The 23,437-nt window shown below is 72.4% G+C and carries 19 protein-coding genes; 17 read left to right on the forward strand and 2 right to left on the reverse strand.

From position 1 onward, the window contains the following. Position 1: 1 nt before the first annotated feature. The 11 genes from mraY (at position 2) to ACGF07_RS09255 (ending at position 11,761) form a co-directional block, all read left to right on the forward strand. Positions 2-1,063, forward strand: coding sequence for a phospho-N-acetylmuramoyl-pentapeptide-transferase (gene mraY / locus ACGF07_RS09205; protein WP_350743470.1), 1,062 nt, complete (start codon positions 2-4; stop codon positions 1,061-1,063). Continuing rightward, entirely contained in the window at positions 1,060-2,502 is a 1,443-nt protein-coding gene (gene murD / locus ACGF07_RS09210; RefSeq protein WP_392896833.1) for a UDP-N-acetylmuramoyl-L-alanine--D-glutamate ligase, read from the forward strand. The genes mraY and murD overlap by 4 nt, the downstream gene beginning before the upstream one ends. 192 nt (positions 2,503-2,694) lie before the next feature. Further along, complete coding sequence (gene ftsW, locus ACGF07_RS09215; RefSeq protein WP_392896835.1) at positions 2,695-4,065, forward strand: putative lipid II flippase FtsW; 1,371 nt, start codon at positions 2,695-2,697, stop codon at positions 4,063-4,065. Between the two features lie 6 nt (positions 4,066-4,071). Continuing rightward, on the forward strand, positions 4,072-5,178 hold the full coding sequence (gene murG, locus ACGF07_RS09220; protein WP_392896837.1) for an undecaprenyldiphospho-muramoylpentapeptide beta-N-acetylglucosaminyltransferase: 1,107 nt from the start codon (positions 4,072-4,074) through the stop codon (positions 5,176-5,178). Further along, positions 5,171-5,944 carry a cell division protein FtsQ/DivIB gene (locus ACGF07_RS09225; RefSeq protein ID WP_392896839.1) on the forward strand — a complete coding sequence of 258 codons (774 nt, stop codon included), beginning with the start codon at positions 5,171-5,173 and terminating at the stop codon, positions 5,942-5,944. The genes murG and ACGF07_RS09225 overlap by 8 nt, the downstream gene beginning before the upstream one ends. A gap of 364 nt (positions 5,945-6,308) precedes the next feature. Continuing rightward, the gene (gene ftsZ / locus ACGF07_RS09230) at positions 6,309-7,532 is read left to right on the forward strand and encodes a cell division protein FtsZ (RefSeq protein ID WP_392896840.1); all 1,224 of its coding nucleotides are present in this window, start codon (positions 6,309-6,311) and stop codon (positions 7,530-7,532) included. Then, complete coding sequence (gene pgeF, locus ACGF07_RS09235) at positions 7,529-8,260, forward strand: peptidoglycan editing factor PgeF (RefSeq protein ID WP_392896842.1); 732 nt, start codon at positions 7,529-7,531, stop codon at positions 8,258-8,260. The genes ftsZ and pgeF overlap by 4 nt, the downstream gene beginning before the upstream one ends. After that, positions 8,260-9,069, forward strand: a complete 810-nt coding sequence (locus tag ACGF07_RS09240) for a YggS family pyridoxal phosphate-dependent enzyme (protein WP_392896844.1) — start codon at positions 8,260-8,262, stop codon at positions 9,067-9,069. The genes pgeF and ACGF07_RS09240 overlap by 1 nt, the downstream gene beginning before the upstream one ends. 301 nt (positions 9,070-9,370) lie before the next feature. Continuing rightward, positions 9,371-9,982 carry a cell division protein SepF gene (locus tag ACGF07_RS09245; protein WP_350743435.1) on the forward strand — a complete coding sequence of 204 codons (612 nt, stop codon included), beginning with the start codon at positions 9,371-9,373 and terminating at the stop codon, positions 9,980-9,982. Positions 9,983-10,079: 97 nt separating this feature from the next. Next, positions 10,080-10,361 (forward strand): YggT family protein, encoded by a 282-nt coding sequence (locus ACGF07_RS09250; protein WP_030282903.1) that lies wholly within the window; start codon positions 10,080-10,082, stop codon positions 10,359-10,361. 59 nt (positions 10,362-10,420) lie between these two features. Further along, complete coding sequence (locus ACGF07_RS09255; protein ID WP_392896846.1) at positions 10,421-11,761, forward strand: DivIVA domain-containing protein; 1,341 nt, start codon at positions 10,421-10,423, stop codon at positions 11,759-11,761. Positions 11,762-11,916: 155 nt separating this feature from the next. On the opposite strand, the gene ileS is transcribed toward ACGF07_RS09255, so the two are convergent. After that, positions 11,917-15,099 carry an isoleucine--tRNA ligase gene (gene ileS / locus ACGF07_RS09260; RefSeq protein WP_392896848.1) on the reverse strand — a complete coding sequence of 1,061 codons (3,183 nt, stop codon included), beginning with the start codon at positions 15,097-15,099 and terminating at the stop codon, positions 11,917-11,919. A 626-nt stretch (positions 15,100-15,725) separates the two neighbouring features. Between ileS and ACGF07_RS09265 the strand changes: the two genes are divergently transcribed. The 4 genes from ACGF07_RS09265 (at position 15,726) to ACGF07_RS09280 (ending at position 18,546) form a co-directional block, all read left to right on the forward strand. Continuing rightward, on the forward strand, positions 15,726-16,190 hold the full coding sequence (locus ACGF07_RS09265; protein WP_350748941.1) for a TraR/DksA family transcriptional regulator: 465 nt from the start codon (positions 15,726-15,728) through the stop codon (positions 16,188-16,190). Positions 16,191-16,353: 163 nt separating this feature from the next. Then, positions 16,354-17,079 (forward strand): signal peptidase II, encoded by a 726-nt coding sequence (gene lspA / locus ACGF07_RS09270; protein ID WP_392897060.1) that lies wholly within the window; start codon positions 16,354-16,356, stop codon positions 17,077-17,079. Positions 17,080-17,144: 65 nt separating this feature from the next. Continuing rightward, complete coding sequence (locus tag ACGF07_RS09275; protein ID WP_350748946.1) at positions 17,145-18,083, forward strand: RluA family pseudouridine synthase; 939 nt, start codon at positions 17,145-17,147, stop codon at positions 18,081-18,083. Between the two features lies 1 nt (position 18,084). Continuing rightward, on the forward strand, positions 18,085-18,546 hold the full coding sequence (locus ACGF07_RS09280; protein ID WP_350748949.1) for a GNAT family N-acetyltransferase: 462 nt from the start codon (positions 18,085-18,087) through the stop codon (positions 18,544-18,546). 115 nt (positions 18,547-18,661) lie between these two features. On the opposite strand, the gene ACGF07_RS09285 is transcribed toward ACGF07_RS09280, so the two are convergent. Next, positions 18,662-19,681, reverse strand: a complete 1,020-nt coding sequence (locus ACGF07_RS09285) for a mechanosensitive ion channel family protein (protein ID WP_392896851.1) — start codon at positions 19,679-19,681, stop codon at positions 18,662-18,664. Positions 19,682-19,805: 124 nt separating this feature from the next. On the opposite strand from ACGF07_RS09285, the gene ACGF07_RS09290 reads away from it, so the two are divergent. Continuing rightward, complete coding sequence (locus ACGF07_RS09290) at positions 19,806-22,586, forward strand: alpha/beta fold hydrolase (protein WP_392896853.1); 2,781 nt, start codon at positions 19,806-19,808, stop codon at positions 22,584-22,586. Next, on the forward strand, positions 22,583-23,437 hold the full coding sequence (locus tag ACGF07_RS09295) for an ABC transporter permease subunit (RefSeq protein ID WP_350743560.1): 855 nt from the start codon (positions 22,583-22,585) through the stop codon (positions 23,435-23,437). The genes ACGF07_RS09290 and ACGF07_RS09295 overlap by 4 nt, the downstream gene beginning before the upstream one ends.

A 23,437-nucleotide genomic window follows, 5' to 3' on the forward strand; every position in this document is an offset into this window, starting at 1 on the left:
GATGAAGCAGATCCTCTTCTCCGGGATGATCGGCCTGATCCTCTCGCTGGTCGGCACGCCCGCCCTGATCAAGCTGCTCGCCCGGCAGGGCTACGGCCAGTACATCCGCGACGACGGGCCCAAGGCGCACCACAGCAAGAAGGGCACGCCCACCATGGGCGGCATCGCCTTCATCCTGGCGACCCTGATCGCGTACTTCGGCACGAAGGCGATAACGGGCGAGAGCCCGACCGCCTCCGGGCTGTTGGTGCTCTTCCTGACCGCGGGCCTCGGCCTGGTCGGCTTCCTGGACGACTACATCAAGGTGGTCAAGCGCCGCTCGCTGGGCTTGCGGGCCAAGGCGAAGCTGGCCGGCCAGTCCATCGTCGGCCTGGTGTTCGCCATCCTCGCGCTGCAGTTCCACGACGACCGCGGGCTCAGCCCGGCCTCCCAGTCGCTGTCCTTCGTGCGCGACTTCAAGTGGTCGATCGGCCCGGTGCTGTTCGTCATCTTCGCCTACTTCATGATCGCCGCCACCTCCAACGGCGTGAACCTGACGGACGGTCTGGACGGCCTCGCCACCGGCGCCTCGGTGATGGCCTTCGGCGCCTACACCTTCATCGGCGTCTGGGAGTACGGGCAGAGCTGCGCCTACTTCTTCTCCGCCACCAACGCCTGCTACGACGTCCGCGACCCGCTGGACCTCGCGGTGGTGGCCGCCGCCCTGATGGGCTCCTGCTTCGGCTTCCTGTGGTGGAACACCTCGCCCGCCAAGATCTTCATGGGGGACACCGGCTCGCTCGCCCTCGGCGGCGCCCTGGCCGGTCTGGCGATCTGCTCCCGCACCGAGCTGCTGCTGATCCTGCTCGGCGGCCTCTTCATGATCATCACCCTGTCGGTGATCATCCAGGTCGGCTCCTTCCGGATGACCGGCAAGCGCGTCTTCAAGATGGCGCCACTGCAGCACCACTTCGAACTCAAGGGCTGGAGCGAGGTCCTGGTCGTGGTCCGGTTCTGGATCATCCAGGGCCTCTGCGTGGCCGTCGGCCTCGGCCTCTTCTACGCGGGATACCGGACCGGATGACCAACACCGACTTCACAGACCTGCCCGTCGTCGTCGCCGGACTCGGCGTCTCGGGCGTCAGCGCCGCGCGCGTCCTGCACGGCCTCGGCGCCCGCGTCACCGTCGTGGACGGCGGAAGCGGGCCGGGCCTGGCCGCCCGCGCCGCCGAGCTGGAGGCGCTGGGCGTCACCGTGCGCCTGGGCGACGGCGCGAGCCTGCCCGAGGGCACCGAGCTGATCGTGACCTCGCCCGGCTGGGCCCCCGACAGCCCGCTGTTCGTCGCCGCCGAGGCGGCCGGCGTACCCGTCTGGGGCGACGTCGAGCTGGCCTGGCGGCTGCGCAAGCCCCTGCCGGGCACCGGGGAGCCCGCGCCCTGGCTGGCCGTCACCGGCACCAACGGCAAGACCACCACCGTCCAGATGCTCGCCTCGATCCTCACCGCGGCGGGCAAGCGCACCGCCGCCGTCGGCAACGTCGGGGTCTCGGTGCTGGACGCGGTGCTCGCCGAGGAGCCGTACGACGTGCTCGCCGTCGAGCTGTCCAGCTACCAGCTGCACTGGGCGCCCTCACTGCGCCCGTACTCCGCGGCGGTGCTCAACCTGGCGCCCGACCACCTCGACTGGCACGGCTCGATGGAGGCGTACGCCGCCGACAAGGGCCGGATCTACGAGGGCAACGTCGTCGCCTGCGTGTACAACCTGGCCGACCCGGCCACCGAGGCGCTGGTCCGCGAGGCCGACGTCGAGGAGGGCTGCCGGGCGATCGGCTTCGGGCTCGGCGCGCCGAGCCCGTCGAACTTCGGCGTGGTGGACGGCCTGCTGGTGGACCGCGCCTTCGTCCAGGACCGGGCGAAGAACGCGGCCGAACTGGGCGCCGTCGAGGACGTGAACCCCCCGGCCCCGCACAACATCGCCAACGCGCTCGCCGCGGCGGCGCTGGCCCGGGCCTACGGGGTCGAACCGAAGGCCGTCCGGGAGGGCCTGCGCGCCTTCCGCCCGGACGCGCACCGGATCGCCGAGGTCGGCGTCGTCCGCGAGGTCAGCTACGTCGACGACTCCAAGGCCACCAACACCCACGCCGCGGCGGCCTCGCTGGCGGCCTACCGGCCGATCGTCTGGATCGCCGGCGGTCTGGCCAAGGGCGCGACCTTCGACGACCTGGTCCAGGGCGCGGCCGAGCGGCTGCGCGCGGTCGTGCTGATGGGCCAGGACCGGGCGCTGATCCGCGAGGCGCTGGAGCGACACGCTCCGGATGTGCCGGTGATCGAGGCGGCCGAGGGCCAGACTGGCGCGGTGGCGATGACCGAGGTGGTTCGCGCGGCCGCGTCGCTCGCCCGATCGGGTGACACGGTGCTGCTGGCCCCGGCCTGCGCCTCGATGGACATGTTCACCGACTACGGCGAGCGCGGCGACCTGTTCGCGGCGGCCGTCCGGGAGCTGGCGAACCCCCTCGGGGAGTGAGCCGAAGGGCCGCGCCGACGGCGGGCGGGAGCTGGCGGACCGCCTCGGGGAGTGAGTCGAAGGGCCGCGCCGACGCCGAAAGGGAGAAGCGAGGAGGCCCCGAGGAACGAGGGGCGTCGGAGCGACGACCGTCGGCGTCGGGTCGGAGCGGCCCGGAGGCGAACGAGCCGCAATGAAAAGGAGCGGGGAGCGGTGGCGGGGCAGGGCAGGGCGGATTCCGGCGTAGCGAAGCAGGACGCCGCCGAGCCGTGGCGAGTGATCTCCGCCACCACGACCAAGTACAAGTCGGCCGGTCCGCTGGGCCGCCTGCGGGCCTTCCGGGCCCGGGTGCGGTACTGGCTGGACCGGCCGCTCACGCCGTACCTGCTGGTCGTCGGCACCACCCTGCTGCTGGTGGTGCTGGGGCTGATGATGGTCTTCTCGGCCTCGCAGATCCTGGCGCTGAACCAGCACCACACGGCGCAGTACTACTTCCTGAAGCAGTTGATCGCGGCCATCCTCGGACTGGTCCTGCTGATCGGCTTCGCCTCCGTGCCGGTGGCGGTGCTGCGGGTGATCGTCTACCCGGTGATGTTCGGGGTGATCGGCGCCCTCGCGCTGGTCGCCGTGCCCGGCGTCGGGGTGCGGATCAACGGCAACCAGAACTGGCTGGACTTCGGGTTCTTCCAGTTCCAGCCCTCCGAGTTCGCCAAGCTCGCGCTGGTGCTCTGGGGCGCCGACCTGCTCGCCCGCAAGCAGCGGACGGGCACCCTCAACTCCTGGAAGCACCTGCTGGTGCCGCTGGTCCCGGGCGCCCTGCTGCTGCTCGCGCTGATCATGATCGGCGGCGACATGGGCACCTCGATGATCCTGGTGGCGATGGTGTTCGCGCTGCTCTGGATGGTCGGCGCGCCGCTGCGGCTGTTCGTGGCCACCCTCGGGGTGGCGGTCGTGGTCTGCACCGCCCTGGTGATCACCGTCCCGCACCGCGCCGAGCGCCTCGGCTGCATCGGCGTCACCAAGCTCGACCCGGCGGGCGCCTGCTTCCAGGCCCTGCACGGCGTGTACTCCTTCGCGCTCGGCGGCGGCTTCGGCACCGGCCTGGGCGCGGGCGTGGAGAAGTGGGGCCAGCTGCCCGAGGCGCACACCGACTTCATCTTCGCCGCGACCGGCGAGGAACTGGGCCTGGTGGGGACGCTGTCGGTGATCGGTCTCTTCGCGGCACTAGGCTACGCGGGTATCCGTGTGGCCATCGGCACGAAGGACCCCTTCGTCAGGTACGCCGCGGGAGCCGCCACCACCTGGATCATGGCGCAGGCCATGATCAACCTGGGGTCGGCGCTGGGACTGCTGCCCATCGCGGGCGTCCCGCTCCCGCTGTTCTCCTACGGGGGATCCGCCATGCTGTCGGCCATGTCCGCGATCGGGGTGCTGCTGTGCCTGGCACGCAGTTCCTCGGGCGCGAAGGCGGCCCTGGCCGCCCGGAGCAAGAACTCCCGGATCAGGAAGCGACTGGCCCGGGTGCTGCCACGACGACGAACCACAGCGCGCCCGGTCCCCGGGCCGGCACGCAGGGAGCGGTGAATTTCGGTGCATGTCGTACTCGCCGGCGGGGGGACCGCCGGTCACATCGAGCCGGCCATGGCCCTCGCGGACGCCCTCCGCAGGCACGACCCCTCCATCGGGATCACCGCCCTGGGCACCGAACGCGGTCTGGAGACCAGGCTGGTGCCCGAGCGCGGCTACCAGCTGGAGCTCATCCCGGCCGTCCCGCTGCCCCGCAAGCCCACCCCCGAGCTGATCACCGTCCCCGGCCGGCTGCGCGGCACCGTCCGGGCCGCCCAGGAGATCATCGAGCGGGTCAACGCGGACGCCGTGGTGGGCTTCGGCGGGTACGTCGCGATGCCGGCCTACCTGGCCGCCAAGCGGGCCGGCGTGCCGATCGTGGTGCACGAGGCCAACGCCCGGCCCGGCCTGGCCAACAAGATCGGCGCGCGCTACAGCGACTTCGTGGCCGTCTCCACCCCGGACAGCAAGCTGCGCGACTCCCGGTACATCGGCATCCCGCTGCGCCGGACCATCGCCACCCTGGACCGCAACGCCACCCGGCCGGAGGCCCGCCAGTACTTCGGCCTCGACCAGCGGCTGCCCACCCTGCTGGTCTCCGGCGGCTCCCAGGGCGCGCGCCGGCTGAACGAGACGATCACCGCGATCGCCCCGCGGCTGCAGCAGTACGGCGTGCAGATCCTGCACGCCGTCGGCCCGAAGAACGAGCTGCCGCAGGTCGCGGACGTCCCCGGGATGCCGCCGTACCGCCCGGTGCCGTACATCGACCGGATGGACCTCGCCTACGCGGCCGCCGACCTGATGCTCTGCCGGGCCGGCGCCATGACGGTGGCCGAGCTGGCCGCCGTCGGCCTGCCCGCCGCCTTCGTGCCGCTGCCGATCGGCAACGGCGAGCAGCGGCTGAACGCCCAGCCGATGGTCAAGGCCGGCGGCGGCCTGCTGGTGGACGATGCCGAGCTGACCCCGGACTGGGTGCTCCAGAACGTGCTGCCGGTGCTCACCGACCCGCAGCGGCTCTGGGACATGAGCCGGGCCGCGGCCGAGTTCGGCCGCCGGGACGCCGACGACCTGCTGGTCGGCATGGTGTACGAGGCGATCCAGGCGCACCGGGGCGGCCTCCGCCGTGGCTGACGGCCGGCTCGCCGACCCTCTGGAGGAGGAGCTGGAGGAGGAGTCCGCTCCCCGTCTGCGACTCTCCCGGCGGGGCATCGTGGTGCTGGGCGCGTTCGCCGCCGCGGTGCTCGGCGGGCTGGCCTGGCTGGTGTTCTACTCCTCGGTGCTGGACGTGCGCGACGTCGCCGTCCAGGGGGCGGGGGACGGGAGGCTGACGGCGGACCAGGTCCGCGAAGCGGTGGGCGGGCTGGCCGACGGGCCGCTGGCGCGGGTGGACCTGGACCAGGTCACGCGCCGGGTGGAGGCGATCCCCCGGGTGGCCAAGGCCGAGGTCTGGCGGGGCTGGCCGCACACCCTGCAGGTCAAGGTGGTGCAGCGGACCGCGGTGGCCGCCGTCAAGGGGGAGGACGGCCAGTTCACCCAGGTGGATGCCGTCGGCGTGAGCTTCGCCACCGAGGCGGCCGCGCCGGAGGGCGTGCCGGTCGTGGAGCTGCGGCTCAGTCAGCAGGCGAAGGACGCGTCCGGGGTGATCACCCGGACGCAGCTGGTGCAGGGCGCGGTGGCGGTGGCCGCCGCGCTCCCGCCGGAGATCGCCAAGCGGACCGGAGCGGTCCTCGTGCACTCCTACGACGCCATCGAACTGCAGCTCAGCGGGGGTGTGACGGTGCGCTGGGGGAGCCCCGAGCAGAACGACCGCAAGGCCAGGGTGCTCCAGGCGCTGATGGCACAGAAGGGCGCGAATTTCGACGTGAGTGCGCCGGAGGCGCCGGCGGTGTCCGGGTGATCCGCTAGATTCATTGCCGGGGGGAGGGGTTGACGCCTCGAAGTGTCGGCCCGACCCTTGGTGGTCACCCCGGTTTCCATTGCCGGCCGATGATCACATAGGCTCAAAAGAAAAAGGGAAGCTCGGCGTGTTCGTTGAAACGCGTGCCCGGAGCCACCTAGTGTCCTGTGTCACCAGACTGTGTCCCTTGGTGATGTGACGGAGGCACAGGACTAACCCTAAAGGTCAAGTTTAGGGTTGGGGTCGGCGGTCGGCATTTCGGACATTCAGTCAGAAACCAGGCTCCCTACCCATCGACATCCGTCGGTACGGCCCCTCGTCCGGGCCGGGCCGACCCGGAAATTCGAGGCGAGAGGCCTTCGACGTGGCAGCACCGCAGAACTACCTCGCAGTCATCAAGGTCGTCGGTATCGGCGGCGGTGGTGTCAACGCCATCAACCGGATGATCGAGGTCGGTCTCAAGGGCGTCGAGTTCATCGCGATCAATACCGATGCGCAGGCCCTCCTCATGAGCGACGCCGACGTCAAGCTCGATGTGGGCCGTGAACTCACCCGGGGCCTCGGCGCCGGCGCCAATCCCGAGGTCGGCCGCAAGGCGGCCGAGGACCACCGCGAGGAGATCGAGGAGGTCCTCAAGGGGGCCGACATGGTCTTCGTGACCGCCGGCGAGGGAGGTGGCACGGGCACGGGCGGCGCGCCCGTCGTCGCCAACATCGCCCGCTCGCTGGGCGCCCTGACCATCGGCGTGGTCACCCGCCCCTTCACCTTCGAGGGCCGTCGCCGGGCCAACCAGGCCGAGGACGGCATCGCCGCCCTGCGCGAGGAGGTCGACACCCTCATCGTGATCCCCAACGACCGGCTGCTGTCCATCTCGGACCGCCAGGTCAGCGTGCTCGACGCGTTCCGCTCCGCGGACCAGGTCCTGCTCTCGGGTGTCCAGGGCATCACCGACCTGATCACCACCCCGGGCCTGATCAACCTCGACTTCGCCGACGTCAAGTCCGTCATGTCGGACGCCGGTTCGGCGCTCATGGGCATCGGCTCGGCCCGCGGTGAGGACCGCGCCAAGGCCGCGGCCGTGATGGCGATCTCCTCGCCCCTGCTGGAGGCCTCGATCGACGGCGCCCGCGGCGTGCTGCTGTCCATCTCGGGCGGCTCCGACCTCGGTCTGTTCGAGATCAACGAGTCGGCCCAGCTGGTCAGCGAGGCCGCGCACCCCGAGGCCAACATCATCTTCGGTGCGGTCATCGACGACGCCCTCGGCGACGAGGTGCGGGTCACCGTCATCGCGGCCGGCTTCGACGGCGGCCAGCCGCCGGCCATCGTGCGCGACCCGGTGGTGAAGTCCACCACCCCGGCCACCCCGCCGGCCGCCCCGGACCGCCCGGCCGGCCGCCCCTCGTACGGGAGCATCGGTTCGGTGACCTCCCGCTCCGAGGGCGAGACCTCGGGCGCGTCGCGTCCGGCCGAGACCCCGGCCACCACGGCCTCCGCCGCCCCGGTGCCGCCGCAGGTGCAGCCGACGACCCGGCAGCCGTTCGTGGAGAGCCCGGCCGAGGAGCTCGACGTCCCGGACTTCCTTAAGTGATCGATCACGCGGTACGCGCGGGTGCTCACTTCGCCTTCACCGACCGGTGGGGCGGGGTGAGCACTTCGCCGTACGGGGAGCTCAACCTCGGCGGCGCGGTGGGGGACGATCCGGAGGCCGTCCGGGAGAACCGGGCGATCGCCGCCCGGGAGCTGGGGCTGGACCCGGCCGACGTGGTGTGGATGAACCAGGTGCACGGCGCCGAGGTCGCGGTGGTGACCGGGCGCCAGCCGCCGGGGGAGGCCCCGGCGGTGGACGCGGTGGTCACGGACCGGCCGCTCGCACTCGCGGTGCTGACCGCGGACTGCACCCCGGTGCTGCTGGCCGACCCGGTGGCGGGCGTCGTGGGCGCGGCCCACGCGGGCCGGCCCGGACTGGCGGCCGGAGTGGTGCCCGCGGTCGTCGAGGCGATGGCCGCACTGGGGGCCGAGCCGGCGCGGATCACCGCCGCCACCGGCCCCGCGGTCTGCGGCCGATGCTACGAGGTGCCGGCGGCGCTGCGCGCCGAGGTCACCGAAGCCGTCCCGGCAGCGTACGCCGAGACCTCGTGGGGGACCCCGGCCCTGGACGTGCCGGCGGGGGTCGCGGCCCAACTGGCCGCGGCCGGGGTCACCGAGCTGGTGCGGTCACCGGTCTGCACTCTCGAATCCGTCGACCACTTCTCCTATCGCCGCGAGCAGCGCACCGGCCGGCTCGCGAGCTACGTCTGGTTGGGCTCTGATCACTGATGACGAACGACATCTACGGACCGTTCCCGGCGGGCCCCGGTCCGTTCTCGCCCGACCGCAGCTGGCTGGAGTCGCTGACGGAGGGCCAGCGAGCCCGGTACGAGGAGCTGGGCACCAACCTCGACGTGGTCGAACGCCGGATCGCGGACGCCTGCGCGGCCGCCGGGCGCCGGCGCGGGGACGTCACCCTGATCGTCGTCACCAAGACCTACCCCGCCGAGGACACCGCACTGCTGGCCGGGCTGGGGGTCACGGACGTCGCGGAGAACCGCGACCAGGACGCCGCGCCCAAGGCGGAGCAGTGCAGAAACCTTCCTCTCAACTGGCACTTCGTCGGACAGCTGCAGACCAACAAGGCCCGATCGGTCGTCCGGTACGCGAACCACGTGCACTCGGTGGACCGGCTGCGGCTGGTCGAGTCGCTCTCGGCGGCGGTGCTGAAGGCCGGGCGCCCGGAGCTGGGCTGCCTGGTGCAGGTGGCGCTGGACAAGGAGCACGGCGAGGGCGGGCACCGGGCCGGGGTCGCTCCCGAGGAGGTCGCGGTGCTCGCCGACGCGATCGCGGACGCGCCCGGGCTGCGCCTGGACGGTGTGATGACCGTCGCTCCACTGGCCGGTCCGCTGGCCGGGGACCCGGCCCGCGCCTTCGACCGGCTGGCGGAAATCGCAACCGGCGTACGGGCGGCCCATCCGGCTGCCACCATGGTCTCCGCAGGCATGAGCGGTGACCTTGAGCAGGCGATTGCCGCCGGGGCGACACATGTGCGCGTCGGAACGGCGGTACTCGGAGTGAGGTCACCCCTCGGGTAACGTCACCGGGTAAGTAGATCAGACTGCAGGACAAAATAGGACAGAATCTAGCAGCTCTCCGGAGCGCTAGCGACCGTGGATCGCAGTTCCGCGGCCCCCACTCACGAACTCTGACGGCGCGTCGCCTTGACGGGCCGTCGTGGGCGGACCGCGGAATCCGCAGGCGGGGCCATGGCCCGGCCGCCGGGACGGAACCGGTCCGCACTGAGCGAGCGAAGCGAGCGACCGTCAAGAAGGTGTGCGCTTCGCGAATCAGCCACCGAGCGCCAGCGAGGTGGCCATGAGCGGAGGAGACAGGAGCATGGCCGGCGCGATGCGCAAGATGGCGGTCTACCTCGGCCTCGTGGAGGACGAGACGTACGACGGCCAGGGGTACGACCCCGACGACGACTACGACGCGGACCCCGAGCCGATCCGTACGGGGCAGCGGACCGAGGACATCCCCCGGCCGGCCGCCGCGGCAGCAGCACCCGCTCCGGTCTCCCCGATCACGCCGCAGCCGGTCCCGGCGGCGGTGCCGATCCGGCAGGAGTCCCCGAGGATGGCCCCCGTGTCGTCCATCACACCCGAACGCCGCCACAACCTGGAGAAGAGCTCCCCGGTGATCATGCCCAAGGTAGTGAACGAACGAGAGCCCTACCGCATCACCACGCTGCACCCCCGAACCTACAACGAGGCCCGTACCATCGGGGAACAGTTCCGCGGCGGGACCCCCGTGATCATGAATCTGACCGAGATGGACGACACCGACGCGAAGCGGCTCGTAGACTTCGCCGCTGGACTCGTCTTCGGTCTGCACGGCAGTATCGAGCGCGTGACACAGAAGGTGTTCCTGCTGTCGCCTGCTAACGTCGATGTCACGGCGGAGGACAAGGCTCGGATCGCCGAGGGTGGGTTCTTCAACCAGAGCTGACCCGGCCACGACTTTACGTGTGGATCTGATCGACAGTGGTTGGCGACAGGTGTGAGCGGAAGGCCCTAGGGCCGGGGACCGGGGAGAGGGAAACGCGATGGACATCGTGTGGGCGGTGCTCTACTACGCCCTGACCGTCTTCCTGGTGTTCCTGCTCGTGCGACTGGTCATGGACTGGGTCTTCCAGTTCGCGCGTTCGTGGCGGCCCGGCAAGGCCATGGTCCTGGTCCTGGAGGCCACGTACACTGTCACGGATCCGCCGCTCAAGCTTCTTCGGCGGTTCATTCCGCCGTTGCGTTTCGGGGGCGTGGCGCTCGACCTGTCCTTCTTCGTACTGATGATCATTGTGTATGTCCTGATCTCGCTTGTGCACCCCTAGTCGTAGGTGAGCGATGCGACAGGATGCCGGTGTGCCGACGATCACGTTGAGGTGAAGAGATGCCATTGACCCCCGAGGACGTTCGGAACAAGCAGTTCACGACCGTCCGCCTGCGTGAAGGCTATGACGAGGACGAGGTCGATGCCTTCCTCGACGAGGTCGAGGCGGAGCTGACCCGCCTCCTCCGGGAGAACGAGGACCTGCGGGCCAAGCTGGCCGCCGCCACTCGCGCCGCCGCGCAGAACCAGGCCAACATGCGCAAGGAGCCTCCGCAGGAGGCCTCGCGTCCGGCCGCGCCCGTCCCGGCCGCCATATCCGGCCCGCCGGTCCCCGGCCAGCAGGGCCCTGGCGGCCCGCAGCAGATGGGCCCCGGTGGTCCGCAGCAGATGGGCCCGGGCGGTCCCCAGCAGCAGCAGATGGGCAACCAGCCCCTCGGCCTGCCCTCCGGCGCCCCGCAGCTCCCGGCCGGTCCGGGTGGCCCCCAGCAGATGGGCGGCCCGCAGCAGCAGATGAACCAGACCATGGGCGGCCAGCAGCAGCTGGTCCAGCCGATGGGCGGTCAGATGCTCCAGCCCATGGGCGGTCCCGGTGGCCCGCAGCAGATGGGCAACCCGATGGGCCAGGGCATGGGCCAGCAGCAGATGCAGCCGATGGGCGGCCCGATGGGCGGTCCGCAGCAGATGGGCGGCCCCATGGGCGGCCCGATGCAGCAGCAGGGCCCCGGCGGCGACAGCGCCGCGCGGGTGCTGGCGCTCGCCCAGCAGACCGCCGACCAGGCGATCTCCGAGGCCCGCTCCGAGGCCAACAAGATCGTCGGCGAGGCGCGCAGCCGGGCCGAGGGCCTCGAGCGCGACGCCCGTGCCAAGGCCGACGCCCTGGAGCGGGACGCGCAGGAGAAGCACCGCGTCGCGATGGGCTCCCTGGAGTCCGCGCGGGCCACGCTGGAGCGCAAGGTCGAGGACCTGCGGGCGTTCGAGCGTGAGTACCGCACGCGCCTGAAGTCGTACCTGGAGACCCAGCTGCGCCAGCTGGAGTCGCAGGCCGACGACTCGCTCGCCCCGCCGCGGATCCCGGCCACCGCGTCGCTGCCGCCGGCGGCCTCGTCGATGGCTCCGGCCGGGGCCGGCGCGATGAGCTCCGGTGCACCGTCCTTCGGTGGGAACCAGCCGTCGTTCGGTGGCAACTCGCCGTCCTTCGGCGGGCAGAGCTCCTTCGGCGGGAACGGCTCGGCTCCGAGCTTCGGCGGCCAGACCGCCGGCGGCAACAGCGGCGCTCCGCAGATGCAGCCGGCCGGGATGACCCAGCCGATGGCGGCCGTCCGGCCGCAGCCGCCGCAGCCGATGCAGCAGGCTCCGGCGCCGATGCGGGGCTTCCTGATCGACGAGGACGGCGACAACTGAGGTTGTAGCAGGGCCTTTCGAGGGCGTCTCCTTTCCGACTTCCGGGTCGGTGAGGGGGCGCCCTTTCGTGTGCCCGGGGGCAGGCGGCGAGGGGCGGGGAAACGCGGAACCGCCGCCGGGCTCCCAGGAGCCCGGCGGCGGTCCGGTCGGTCGGGTCAGGCCTTGCGGAGCTGGAAGGCCAGGCCGAGGGACTCGTCGCTGAAGGTCTCGGAGTCCCAGTCGGCCGCGCCGGCGGCGAAGTCGGTGGCGAGGACCTCCTCGGCGACGAGGGGGCCGTGCTCGGCGATGGCTTCGGCGGTCTCCTCGGAGGTGGCCCGCCAGCGCAGGACGATCCGGTCGGCGACGTCCAGGCCGGAGTTCTTGCGCGCCTCCTGGATCTGGCGGATGGCGTCGCGGGCGATGCCGAGGCGCCTGAGCTCCGGGGTGATGGCCAGGTCGAGGGCGACGGTGGCGCCGGACTCGTTGGCGACGGCCCAGCCCTCGCGCGGGGTCTCGGTGATGATCACCTCATCGGGGGAGAGGGTGATCGTCTCGCCGTCGAGCTCGACCGAGGTCCGGCCGTCGGCGCGCAGCTCGGCGGCCAGGCGGGCGGCGTCGGTGGCGGCGACCGCCTTGGCGACGTCCTGCACGCCCTTGCCGAAACGCTTGCCCAGGGCGCGGAAGTTGGCCTTGGCGCTGGTGTCGACGAGCGAGCCGCCGACCTCGGCGAGGGACTCCAGGGCGGAGACGTTGAGCTCCTCGGCGATCTGCGCGCGCAGGTCGGCCGGCAGCTCCTCCCACCCCTGGGCGGCGACCAGCGCGCGGGAGAGCGGCTGGCGGGTCTTCACGCCGGACTCGGCGCGGGTGGCCCGGCCCAGCTCGACCAGGCGGCGCACCAGCGCCATGTGCCGGGAGAGTTCGGCGTCGATCAGGGCCTCGTCGGCGACCGGCCAGGAGGCCAGGTGCACCGAGGCCGGGGCGTCCGGGGCGACCGGGACGACCAGGTCCTGCCAGACCCGCTCGGTGATGAACGGGGTGAGCGGGGCCATCAGGCGGGTGACCGTCTCCAGCGCCTCGTGCAGGGTGGCGAGCGCGGCCGCGTCGCCCTGCCAGAAGCGGCGGCGGCCGCGGCGGACGTACCAGTTGGAGAGGTCGTCGACGAAGCCGGAGAGCAGCTTGCCGGCGCGCTGGGTGTCGTACGCCTCGAAGGCCGCGTCGACCTCGCGGACCAGGGTGTTCAGCTCGGAGAGCACCCAGCGGTCCAGCTGCGGGCGGTCGGCCGGGGCCGGGTCGCCGGCCGAGGGGGCCCAGTTCGCGGTGCGGGCGTAGAGGGCCTGGAAGGCGACGGTGTTCCAGTAGGTGAGGAGGGTCTTGCGGACCACCTCCTGGATGGTGCCGTGGCCGACCCGGCGGGCCGACCAGGGCGAGCCGCCGGCCGCCATGAACCAGCGCACGGCGTCGGCGCCGTGCTGGTCCATCAGCGGGATCGGCTGCAGGATGTTGCCCAGGTGCTTGGACATCTTGCGGCCGTCCTCGGCCAGGATGTGGCCGAGGCACACGACGTTCTCGTAGCTGTTCCTGTCGAACACCAGGGTGCCGACGGCCATCAGCGTGTAGAACCAGCCGCGGGTCTGGTCGATCGCCTCGGAGATGAACTGCGCCGGGTAGCGCTTCTCGAACAGCTCCTTGTTCTGGTACGGGTAGCCGTACTGGGCGAAGGGCATCGAGCCCGAGTCGTACCAGGCGTCGATCACCTCGGGCACGCGGGTGGCGGTGCCGCCGCAGTCGCGGCAGGCGAAGGTGACCTCGTCGATGAACGGGCGGTGCGGGTCGAGGCCGCTCTGGTCGGTGCCGGTCAGCTCGGTCAGCTCGGCCAGCGAGCCGACGCAGGTCAGGTGGCCCTCCTCGCAGCGCCAGATCGGCAGCGGGGTGCCCCAGTAGCGGTTGCGGCTGAGCGCCCAGTCGATGTTGTTGTTCAGCCAGTCGCCGAAGCGGCCGTGCTTGACCGTCTCGGGGAACCAGTTGGTGGCCTCGTTCTCGCGGATCAGCGCGTCCTTGACGGCGGTGGTCCGGATGTACCAGGACGGCTGCGCGTAGTAGAGCAGCGCGGTGTGGCAGCGCCAGCAGTGCGGGTAGCTGTGCTCGTACGGCACGTGGCGGAAGAGCAGGCCGCGCTCCTTGAGGTCCGCGACCAGGGCCTCGTCGGCCTTCTTGAAGAACTGGCCGCCGACCAGCGGGACCTCGGGGGCGAAGGTGCCGTCGGCGAGCACCGGGTTGACCACTGGCAGGCCGTACTTGCGGCAGGTCGCGAGGTCGTCCGCGCCGAAGGCGGGGGACTGGTGGACGATGCCGGTGCCGTCCTCGGTGGTGACGTAGTCGGCGTTGAGGACGAAGTGGGCGTCCTCGATCTCGACCAACTCGAACGGGCGCTGGTAGGTCCAGTGCTCCATCTCGGCGCCGGTGAAGGACTCGCCGGTGGTCTCCCAGCCTTCGCCGAGGGCCTTGGCCAGCAGCGGCTCGGCGACGACCAGCTGCTCCTCGCCGTCGGTGGCCACCACGTAGGTGACCGCCGGGTTGACCGCGAGGGCGGTGTTGGAGACCAGGGTCCACGGGGTGGTGGTCCAGGCGAGCAGGGCCGCCCGGCCGGCCAGCGGGCCGCCGGTGAGCGGGAAGCGGACGTAGACCGAGGGGTCGACGACCGTCTCGTAGCCCTGGGCCAGCTCGTGGTCGGACAGCCCGGTGCCGCAGCGCGGGCACCAGGGGGCGACCCGGTGGTCCTGGACAAGCAGGCCCTTGTCGAAGATCTGCTTGAGCGACCACCAGACGGACTGGACGTACGACGGGTCCATCGTCCGGTAGGCCTCGTCCAGGTCGACCCAGTACCCCATGCGGGTGGTCAGCTCGGAGAAGGCGTCGGTGTGGCGGGTCACCGACTCGCGGCACTTGGCGTTGAACTCGGCGATGCCGTACGCCTCGATGTCCTGCTTGCCGGAGAAGCCCAGCTCCTTCTCGACGGCCAGCTCGACGGGCAGGCCGTGGCAGTCCCAGCCGGCCTTGCGGGCGACGTGGTAGCCCTTCATCGTGCGGTAGCGCGGGAAGACGTCCTTGAAGACGCGGGCCTCGATGTGGTGGGCGCCGGGCATGCCGTTGGCGGTCGGCGGGCCCTCGTAGAAGACCCACTCGGGGCGGCCCTCGGACTGCTCCAGACTGCGCTGGAAGATCTTGTTGTCCTGCCAGAACGACAGGATCTGGTGCTCCAGGGCAGGCAGGTCCACCTGCGCCGGGACGGGGTGGTACAGCGGAGCCGCGCGCAGCGCGTCGTCGGAAGGGTGGTGGTGGGTGACGGGTTGGGAGCTCATCGCGGGCGTCTACCTCCGGCGGATGCTGGGACTGGATCCTCCGGAGGGACGAGACGGACCGGCCGTCCCGCGGTACCACCCTCCTTGGCCGCGGTGGTGCGTTGCGGCCCTCTTGTTTGGGCTTGCAGCCGGTTCTACTGGGCCGCCGCGGCTGGGCGGTGGCCGTTCTTCCGGCGGCTCCGGGGTGATCTTCCCGCCGTGCACACCCCCGGGCTCGCACCGTCCCCGGGTCGCTGGTGGCTGCGTACGTCGGTACTCGTCCCATCTGCGCCTTGCAGGGCCAGTGTATCGGCCGGGCGAGCCGGTTTGTCCAAAGCGTTTCCGGCGGGGGCCGCGGGTGCGCGGACGGGGGTGGTTAGGCGGGGGTGAGGTGGGCACAAGTCTCTCGTCGCGCGAGGCGTGGCGGCTGGGGCGGCTGCCTGGGTGGGATCATCGTGAGGCGTCGGTATGTCATGTTGTGACCGGTTTTGATCGGGATTATCGTTCCGGCACTGGAGGCCGCCGGGAACCGGCGGCTCGATTCGTTCGTAGATGGGGTCGAAGCCATGGCTGATAAGGCAACCGGCGCGGGTACCGCCACCAAGCGGGCACGCAAGGCCGTGGCGGCCGATCCAGGGGAGGGGACCGTGACCACTACCGCACCTCAGAGCAGCACCGACACCGTCACCGCGTCGCGCGGAGCCGAGGCCGTCGACCCGGCCACGCTGCCGGTCCGGCCGGGCGAGGACCCGTGGACGGCCGACGAGGTCCACGAGCTGCACGACGAGCTGATCAACGACCTGGAGCGGCTGCGCGGCGAGATCGACGCCGCCGACGCCGCCATCGCCGGCCTGATGCGTGACTCCAACGACGGAGCCGGCGACGACCAGGTGGACGCCGGTACGAAGAACATCTCGCGGGAGAGCGAGCTGGCGCTCGCCAACAACGCGCGCGACAGCCTCGCCCAGACGGAGCGCGCCCTGGAGCGGCTCGAGGGCGTCGGCTTCGGCACCTGCGAGTCCTGCGGGCAGGCCATCGGCAAGGCCCGGATGCAGGCCTTCCCCCGGGCCACGCTCTGCGTGCAGTGCAAGGCCAAGCAGGAACGCCGCTGAACCGGGCCACCGGGGCGACGCGGGGGGTCGGGCTTGCCGTACGCTCGACCCCGTAACGTCGCCCGACACGTCCGAAGCGGTTCCCCGGCGGATTCCAGGGCGGCAACCGGCCCAACACCCTCCCCCACCTCCTGCGGGGGGAGCTCCATCGGCAGCGGAGCGGATCATCAGTACGCAAGGTTCCCCTCAGACCCGGGACGGCGCCGTCCCGACCCCCGCCGATGCCGTGGAGGTGGCCGTGGCCGATCCCACCGAGCCCGCGCGCGCGGCCGCGGCCGACGGCGAGGCGGCGGCCGGTGCGACGGCCGTGGAGAAGCCCCGGGGGCCGCGGCGGATCGGGGTGCTGCTGGTCGTCGCGGTGCTCGCCTTCCTGATCGACCTGGGCAGCAAGCTGCTGGTCGTCGCCAGGCTGGAGAACCACGCCGCGATCAAGGTCGTCGGCGATGTCGTCACCCTCCAGGTGATCCGCAACTCCGGCGCGGCCTTCGGCATGGGGCAGGCGCTGACCGTCGTCTTCACGATGATCGCCTCCGCCGTCATCGTGGTGATCTGGCGGATCGCCCGCCGGCTGTACAGCCTGCCCTGGGCGCTCGCCCTCGGGCTGCTGCTCGGCGGCGCGCTCGGCAACCTCACCGACCGGCTGTTCCGCGCGCCGGGCGTCTTCCGCGGACACGTCGTGGACTTCATCTCCGTCCAGCACTTCGCGGTCTTCAACCTCGCCGACTCGGCGATCGTGTGCGGCGGGATCCTCGTGGTGCTGCTCTCCTTCAAGGGCAGCAACCCGGACGGGACCGTGCACCACCAGGCCGACAAGGGCGACGGCGGCGACCGGGCCGGCAAGGGCGACCGGGACGACAGGGGTGACCAGGGCGGCGAGACCGGGAAGTAGGGCCCCGGCCGCCTCCGGACCGCCGGCGGGAAGGGCGGGGCCGCCTTTCCGGCATACTCGTACGGGTGAGTACCGCAGCGCAGATCCGCAGCCTCCCCGTACCCGACGGCCTGGAGGGCGAGCGCCTCGACGCAGCCCTCGCCCGGATGTTCGGCTTCTCCCGGACGAAGGCCGCCGAGTTGGCCGCCGAGGGCAAGGTGACGCTCGACGGCGCCCTGGCCGGCAAGTCGGACCGGGTGACCGCCGGTTCCTGGCTGGAGGTCGAGATCCCGGCCCCCGCCGCCCCCGTGCAGATCGTCGCGGAGCCGGTCGAGGGCATGCGGATCGTCCACGACGACGACGACATCGTGCTCGTCGACAAGCCGATCGGCGTCGCCGCGCACCCGAGCCCCGGGTGGACCGGCCCCACCGTCATCGGCGGCCTCGCCGCGGCCGGGTACCGGATCTCCACCTCGGGGGCGGCCGAGCGGCAGGGCATCGTGCACCGGCTCGACGTCGGCACCTCCGGGCTGATGGTGGTCGCCAAGTCCGAGCGGGCGTACACCGACCTCAAGCGGCAGTTCCACGACCGGATCACCGAGAAGCGGTACCACACGCTGGTCCAGGGGCACCCGGACCCGCTGAGCGGCACGGTGGACGCGCCGATCGGGCGCCACCCCAGCTCGGACTGGAAGTGGGCGGTGACGCGGGACGGCAAGCCGTCGATCACCCACTACGACCTGATCGAGGCGTACCGGGCGGCCTCCCTGATGGCCATCAAGCTGGAGACCGGCCGGACCCACCAGATCCGCGTCCACATGTCCGCGCTGCGCCACCCCTGCGTCGGGGACCTCACCTACGGCGCCGACCCGACGCTCGCCAAGCGGCTCGGGCTGACCCGGCAGTGGCTGCACGCCGTCTCGCTCGGCTTCGAGCACCCGGCGGACGGGCAGTGGGTCGAGTTCAGCAGCGAGTACCCGGCGGACCTCCAGCGGGCGCTGGACGTCATCGCGGCGGAGAGCTGACGTGCGGGCGGCGGTACGGGTCGCCGAGGGGGAGGCGGACCTTGCGCTGGCCCGCGAGGTCCGGCGGCAGGTGTTCGTCGTCGAGCAGAACGTGCCGGAGGAGCTGGAGTACGACGAGTACGACCGCACCTCGCTGCACCTGCTGGCCGTCGGCGCCGACGGCGCGGCGCTCGGGACCGCGCGGCTGATCTTCGGGGAGCAGGCGCTGAAGCTGACCGGAGGCGTCGAGGGGCGGGTGCTGCTCGGGCGGCTCGCGGTCGTCGCCGCCGCGCGGGGCACCGGGCTCGGGGCCGAACTGGTCCGGGCGGTCGAGGCGGCGGGGCGCGAACACGGCGCCACCGAGGTCGAGCTGCACGCCCAGGTGCAGGCGCTCGGGTTCTACGAGCGGCTGGGCTACCTGGCCGAGGGGCCGGTGTACGACGATGCGGGGATACCGCACCGGACGATGACCCGGGTGCTGTAGCCGGGCCCGGCTCCGTCGGCTGCGGGCCCCGGCCCTGCGCCGTGCGCGGTCCCCGCGCCCCTCCGGGGGCGCGGGGACCTTCGCTTCGCGGGGGAGGTGCGGCGGGCCGGCGGGGTCAGGAGTCGGTGGTGCGCAGGCGGGGCAGGGCGCGGGGGTGCTCGTCGCGCAGGTGGGCGAGGAGGTGCTCGCGGACGTCGAAGCGGAGTTGGGCGGCGTCGTCGGGGGTGCGGGCGGTCATGGTGGCGCGCACGACGATGGTGCTGGGGGTGGTGTCGGTGACGTTGAGGGCCCACTCCGCGCCGTCCCAGAGCGGGTGCTGCTCCAGGTGGGCGTGGAGGGCGGCGCGCAGCTCGTCGACCGGGGCGGTGGGGTCGAGGTGGAGCAGGACGGCGGCGAGCAGGCCCGGGTCGCGGCGGGTCCAGTTCTCGAAGGGCTTGCTGACGAAGTAGGAGACCGGGACGATCAGCCGGCGGTGGTCCCAGAGCCGGACCACCAGGTAGGAGAGGGTGATCTCCTCGACGGTGCCCTGCTGGCCCTCCACCACGACGGTGTCGCCGATCCGGACGGTGTCGCCGAAGGCGATCTGCAGGCCGGCGAAGAAGTTGCCCAGGGTGCTCTGGGCGGCGATGCCCGCCACGATGCCGATGATGCCGGCGGAGGCGAGCAGGCTGGCGCCGACGCTGCGCATGGCGGTGAAGGTCAGCAGCATCACCGCGATGGTGACGACGACGATCACCGCGCTGACCACCCGGCGCAGCATGCCGATCTGGGTGCGGACCCGCTGCACCCGGGCCGGGTCCTCGGTGACCGTCTCGTAGCGGCGGAGCACGGCGTCCAGGAGGGCGGCCACCACCCGGACGGTGAGCCAGCCGAGCGCGGCGAGCAGGAGCAGCAGCACCAGGTGGTGCGCGCCGGCGTCGTCCTTCAGGTGGAGGATCCGCTTCGGCGGGTCGGCGACGAGCAGCAGGGCCGTGACGACGGTGAGCTGGAGCGGGAGCCGGCAGCGGCGGAGCAGTGACCAGACCGGGGCTTCGGGGTGGCTGGCGCTGATCCGCTGGAGGACCTGGTCGACGATCCAGCCGATCGCCAGGGTGGCGGCGACGACGGCGAGCAGGGTGATCAGCGGCCAGATCACGGGACCTTCTCGGGGTGGGGAGCCGGGTGAGCCGTACGATACCGGCGCATAGCCGTATGAAACGGGCAAAAGGGGCGGCGGCTTTATCGGACGCCTACCCGGGCGGCGGATACGATCAGCCCCCATGGAGTTCGGTGGGGCATGGCGTCGCTGGCGGGGCCGCGGCAGATCGGTGCGGCGCAGGGTGCTGGCCGGGGCGGTGGCCCTGGTGGCGGTCGCCGGGATCGGCACCGCGGCGGTGGCCTCGAGCGGTGAGCAGGCGGTCCATCAGGAGGATCGTTTCCTCGCCATGCCGGAGACGCCGGGCAGCGCCCAGCAGGTCCAGCTGGACACCTCCTTCTTCACCACCGGCACCACCCCGCGCCCGGCGGTCCTGCTCGCGCACGGCTTCGGCGGCTCCAAGGAGGGCGAGCGGGACCGCGCCCAGCAGCTCGCCCGACAGGGGTACGCGGTGCTGACCTGGTCGGCGCGCGGCTTCGGCCACTCGGGCGGGAAGATCGGGCTGAACGCGCCCGACCGCGAGGTCGAGGACGTGAAGCACCTGGTGGACTGGCTGGCCCAGCGGCCCGAGGTCCGGCTCGACGGGCCCGGCGACCCCCGGGTCGGCATCACCGGCGCCTCGTACGGCGGGGCCGTCTCCCTGCTGGCCTCCGCCTACGACCACCGGATCGACGCGGTGGCCAGCCAGATCACCTGGTGGAACCTGGCCGACGCGCTGTTCCCGCAGGGCGTGCAGGGCTCGGGTGCGGCGGACGGCGTGTTCAAGAAGCTGTGGGCCGGGATCTTCTTCACCACCGGCTCGGCGGGGGACCTCGGGCCCTCCGGCGGGGCGCCGCGCGGCGGCACCGGCCCGCAGCCCGACGCGGCGGACGGGCCGGTGGGCTGCGGGCGGTTCCTGGAGTCGCTCTGCGGGATGTACGACCGGATCGCCACCGCCGGGCACGCCGACCCGGAGGCCGTCGCGCTGCTGGAGAAGTCCAGCCCGTCCTCGGTCGCGTCGCAGCTCAAGGCGCCCACCCTGGTCGTGCAGGGCCAGCAGGACTCGCTGTTCCCGCTGGACCAGGGGGACCGGATCGCGCGGGCGGTGGCGGCCAACGGCGCACCGGTCGCGGTGGACTGGTTCGCCGGCGGGCACGACGGCGGGACGGACACCAGCGCCCGGGTCGACGACCGGGTGACCGCCTGGTTCGACCACTACCTGCGCGGGCGCGGCAACGACACCGGCCCGGCCTTCCGGGTGACCCGGACCGGCGGCGTGGACTCCACCGGCTTCCAGGCCGTACTGCGCGGCGCCTCCGCCGACCGCTACCCCGGCCTGGCCGGGACCGGCAGCCGCACGGTCGAGCTGGCCGGCGGCGAGAAGCCGCTCGCCAACCCGCCCGGCGGGGCGCCGCCGAACATCTCGGCGCTGCCGGGCATCGGCGCCCTGAGCCAGGCCGCCTCGCTCGGGGCGGGCCTCTCGCTGGACTTCCCGGGGCAGAGCGCCGCCTTCGACTCGGCGCCGCTGGACACCCCGCTCGACCTCAGCGGGCAGCCGACCGTACCGGTGAAGGTGACGGCGGACCGGCCGGACGCGGTGCTGTTCGCCAAGCTGTACGACGTCGGGCCGGACGGCAAGGCGGTGCTGCCGCAGCAGCTCGCGGCCCCGCTGCGGGTGACCGGCGCGGACGCGGGCGCCACCGTGACCGTCAAGCTGCCGGCCGTCGACCACACCTTCCCCGCCGGACACCGGCTGCGGCTGGTGCTGGCCTCCACCGACCTGGCGTACGCCTCGCCCGCCGAGCCGGCCGCCTACCAGGTCGCCCCGGCCGGGCCGCTCACCGCGCCGACCGACGCGCAGCTGGTCACCGAGTCGGCGCCGCTGCCCGCGCGGACCTGGCTGCTGCCGGTGGCGGCCGTGCTGGTGGCCGCCGTCCTGGTGCTGCTGCCGCTGGTGCGGCGGCGGCGTACGGCGGCCGCCGGGCCGGAGTTCGACCCGGAGCTGGCCGCGGTGCCGCTGCTGATCAGCGGCCTCAGCAAGCGCTACAAGGGCGCCCACGACCGCTACGCCGTACGGGACGTGGGCTTCCGGGTGGAGCAGGGCCAGGTGCTCGGCCTGCTCGGGCCGAACGGCGCGGGCAAGACCACCACGCTGCGGATGCTGATGGGCCTGATCCGGCCGGACGCCGGGGAGATCCGGATCTTCGGGCACCTGGTGCGCCCCGGGGCGCCGGTGCTCTCGCGGGTCGGGGCCTTCGTCGAGGGCGCGGGCTTCCTGCCGCACCTGACCGGGCGGGCCAACCTGCGGCTGTACTGGCAGGCCACCGGGCGGCCCGAGGAGGACGCCCGCTTCGACGAGGCCCTGGCCATCGCCGGGCTCGGGGAGGCGCTGGACCGCGCGGTGCGGACCTACTCGCAGGGCATGCGGCAGCGGCTGGCCATCGCGCAGGCCATGCTCGGCATGCCGGACCTGCTGATCCTGGACGAGCCGACCAACGGGCTCGACCCGCCGCAGATCCGCGAGATGCGCGAGGTGATGATCCGGTACGCGGCCGGCGGACGGACCGTCATCGTCTCCAGCCACCTGCTGTCCGAGGTCGAGCAGAGCTGTACGGACCTGGTGGTGATGCACCGCGGGCAGCTGGTGACGGCCGGGCCGGTCGGCGGGATCGTCGGCGCCGGCGAGCTGCTGATGATCGGCGTCGCCGACAGCTGCGACCCGGAGTCGGTGGTCGCCAAGGTCGGGGCGCTGGCCGGGGTCGGCTCGGCGGAGGCCGTCGAGGGCGGACTGCTGGTCCGGCTGGACGGCCTGGCGGCGAGTGAGCTGCTCGCGGAGCTGGTGCGGCTGGGGGTGCCGGTGGAGAGCGCCGGGCCGCAGCGGCGGTTGGAGGACGCGTTCCTGTCGTTGATCGGAGGTGCGGCGTGAGCGACGTCGCGACGGACCACGCCCCGGGGTACCGGGCGAGCCGGACCCTGCCGCTGCGGGTGGAGGCGATCCGGCAGTTGCGCCGGCGCCGCACCCTGGTGATCGGTGCGGTGCTGGCCGCGATGCCCTTCGTCATCCTGGCCGCGTTCCAGATCGGCGGGACCCCGGGACGCCCGGACCGGACCACCTTCATCGACCTGGCCACGTACTCCGGGGCGAACTTCGCCGTCACCATGCTGTTCGTGGGCACCGGCTTCATGCTGGTGATCCCGGTCGCGCTGTTCTGCGGGGACACCGTCGCCTCGGAGGCCAGCTGGTCCTCGCTGCGCTACCTGCTGGCCGCGCCGGTGCCGAGGGCCCGGCTGCTGGCCCGCAAGTTCCTGGTCGGGCTGGCGTTCTCGGCGGCGGCCGTGGTGATGCTGCCGGCGATCGGGCTGGTGGTCGGCACGGCCGCGTACGGCTGGGGGGACCTGAAACTGCCCACCGGGGTCACGCTGCCGGCCGGTGAGGCGCTGCCCCGGATCGCGCTGGCGGTGGCGTTCGTCTTCCTCAGCGAACTGGTGATCGCCGCACTGGCCTTCTGGCTGTCGACGGCGACGGACGCGCCGCTGGGAGCGGTCGGCGGGGCGGTGTTCGTGTCCATCATCACCGGGGTGCTGGACGCCGTCACCGCGCTGGGCGGCCTGCGGGAGTGGCTGCCGGCGCACTGGCAGTACGCGTGGGCGGACGCCCTGCAGCCGCAGTTGGAGTGGGGCGGCATGCTGCAGGGCGTCTCGCTGTCGTTCTCGTACGCGGTGGTGCTGCTGGCGCTGGCGTTCCGCGGGTTCGGGCGCAAGGACGTGGTGTCCTGA

This window comes from Kitasatospora sp. NPDC048194, assembly GCF_043202455.1.
Taxonomy (GTDB): domain Bacteria; phylum Actinomycetota; class Actinomycetes; order Streptomycetales; family Streptomycetaceae; genus Kitasatospora.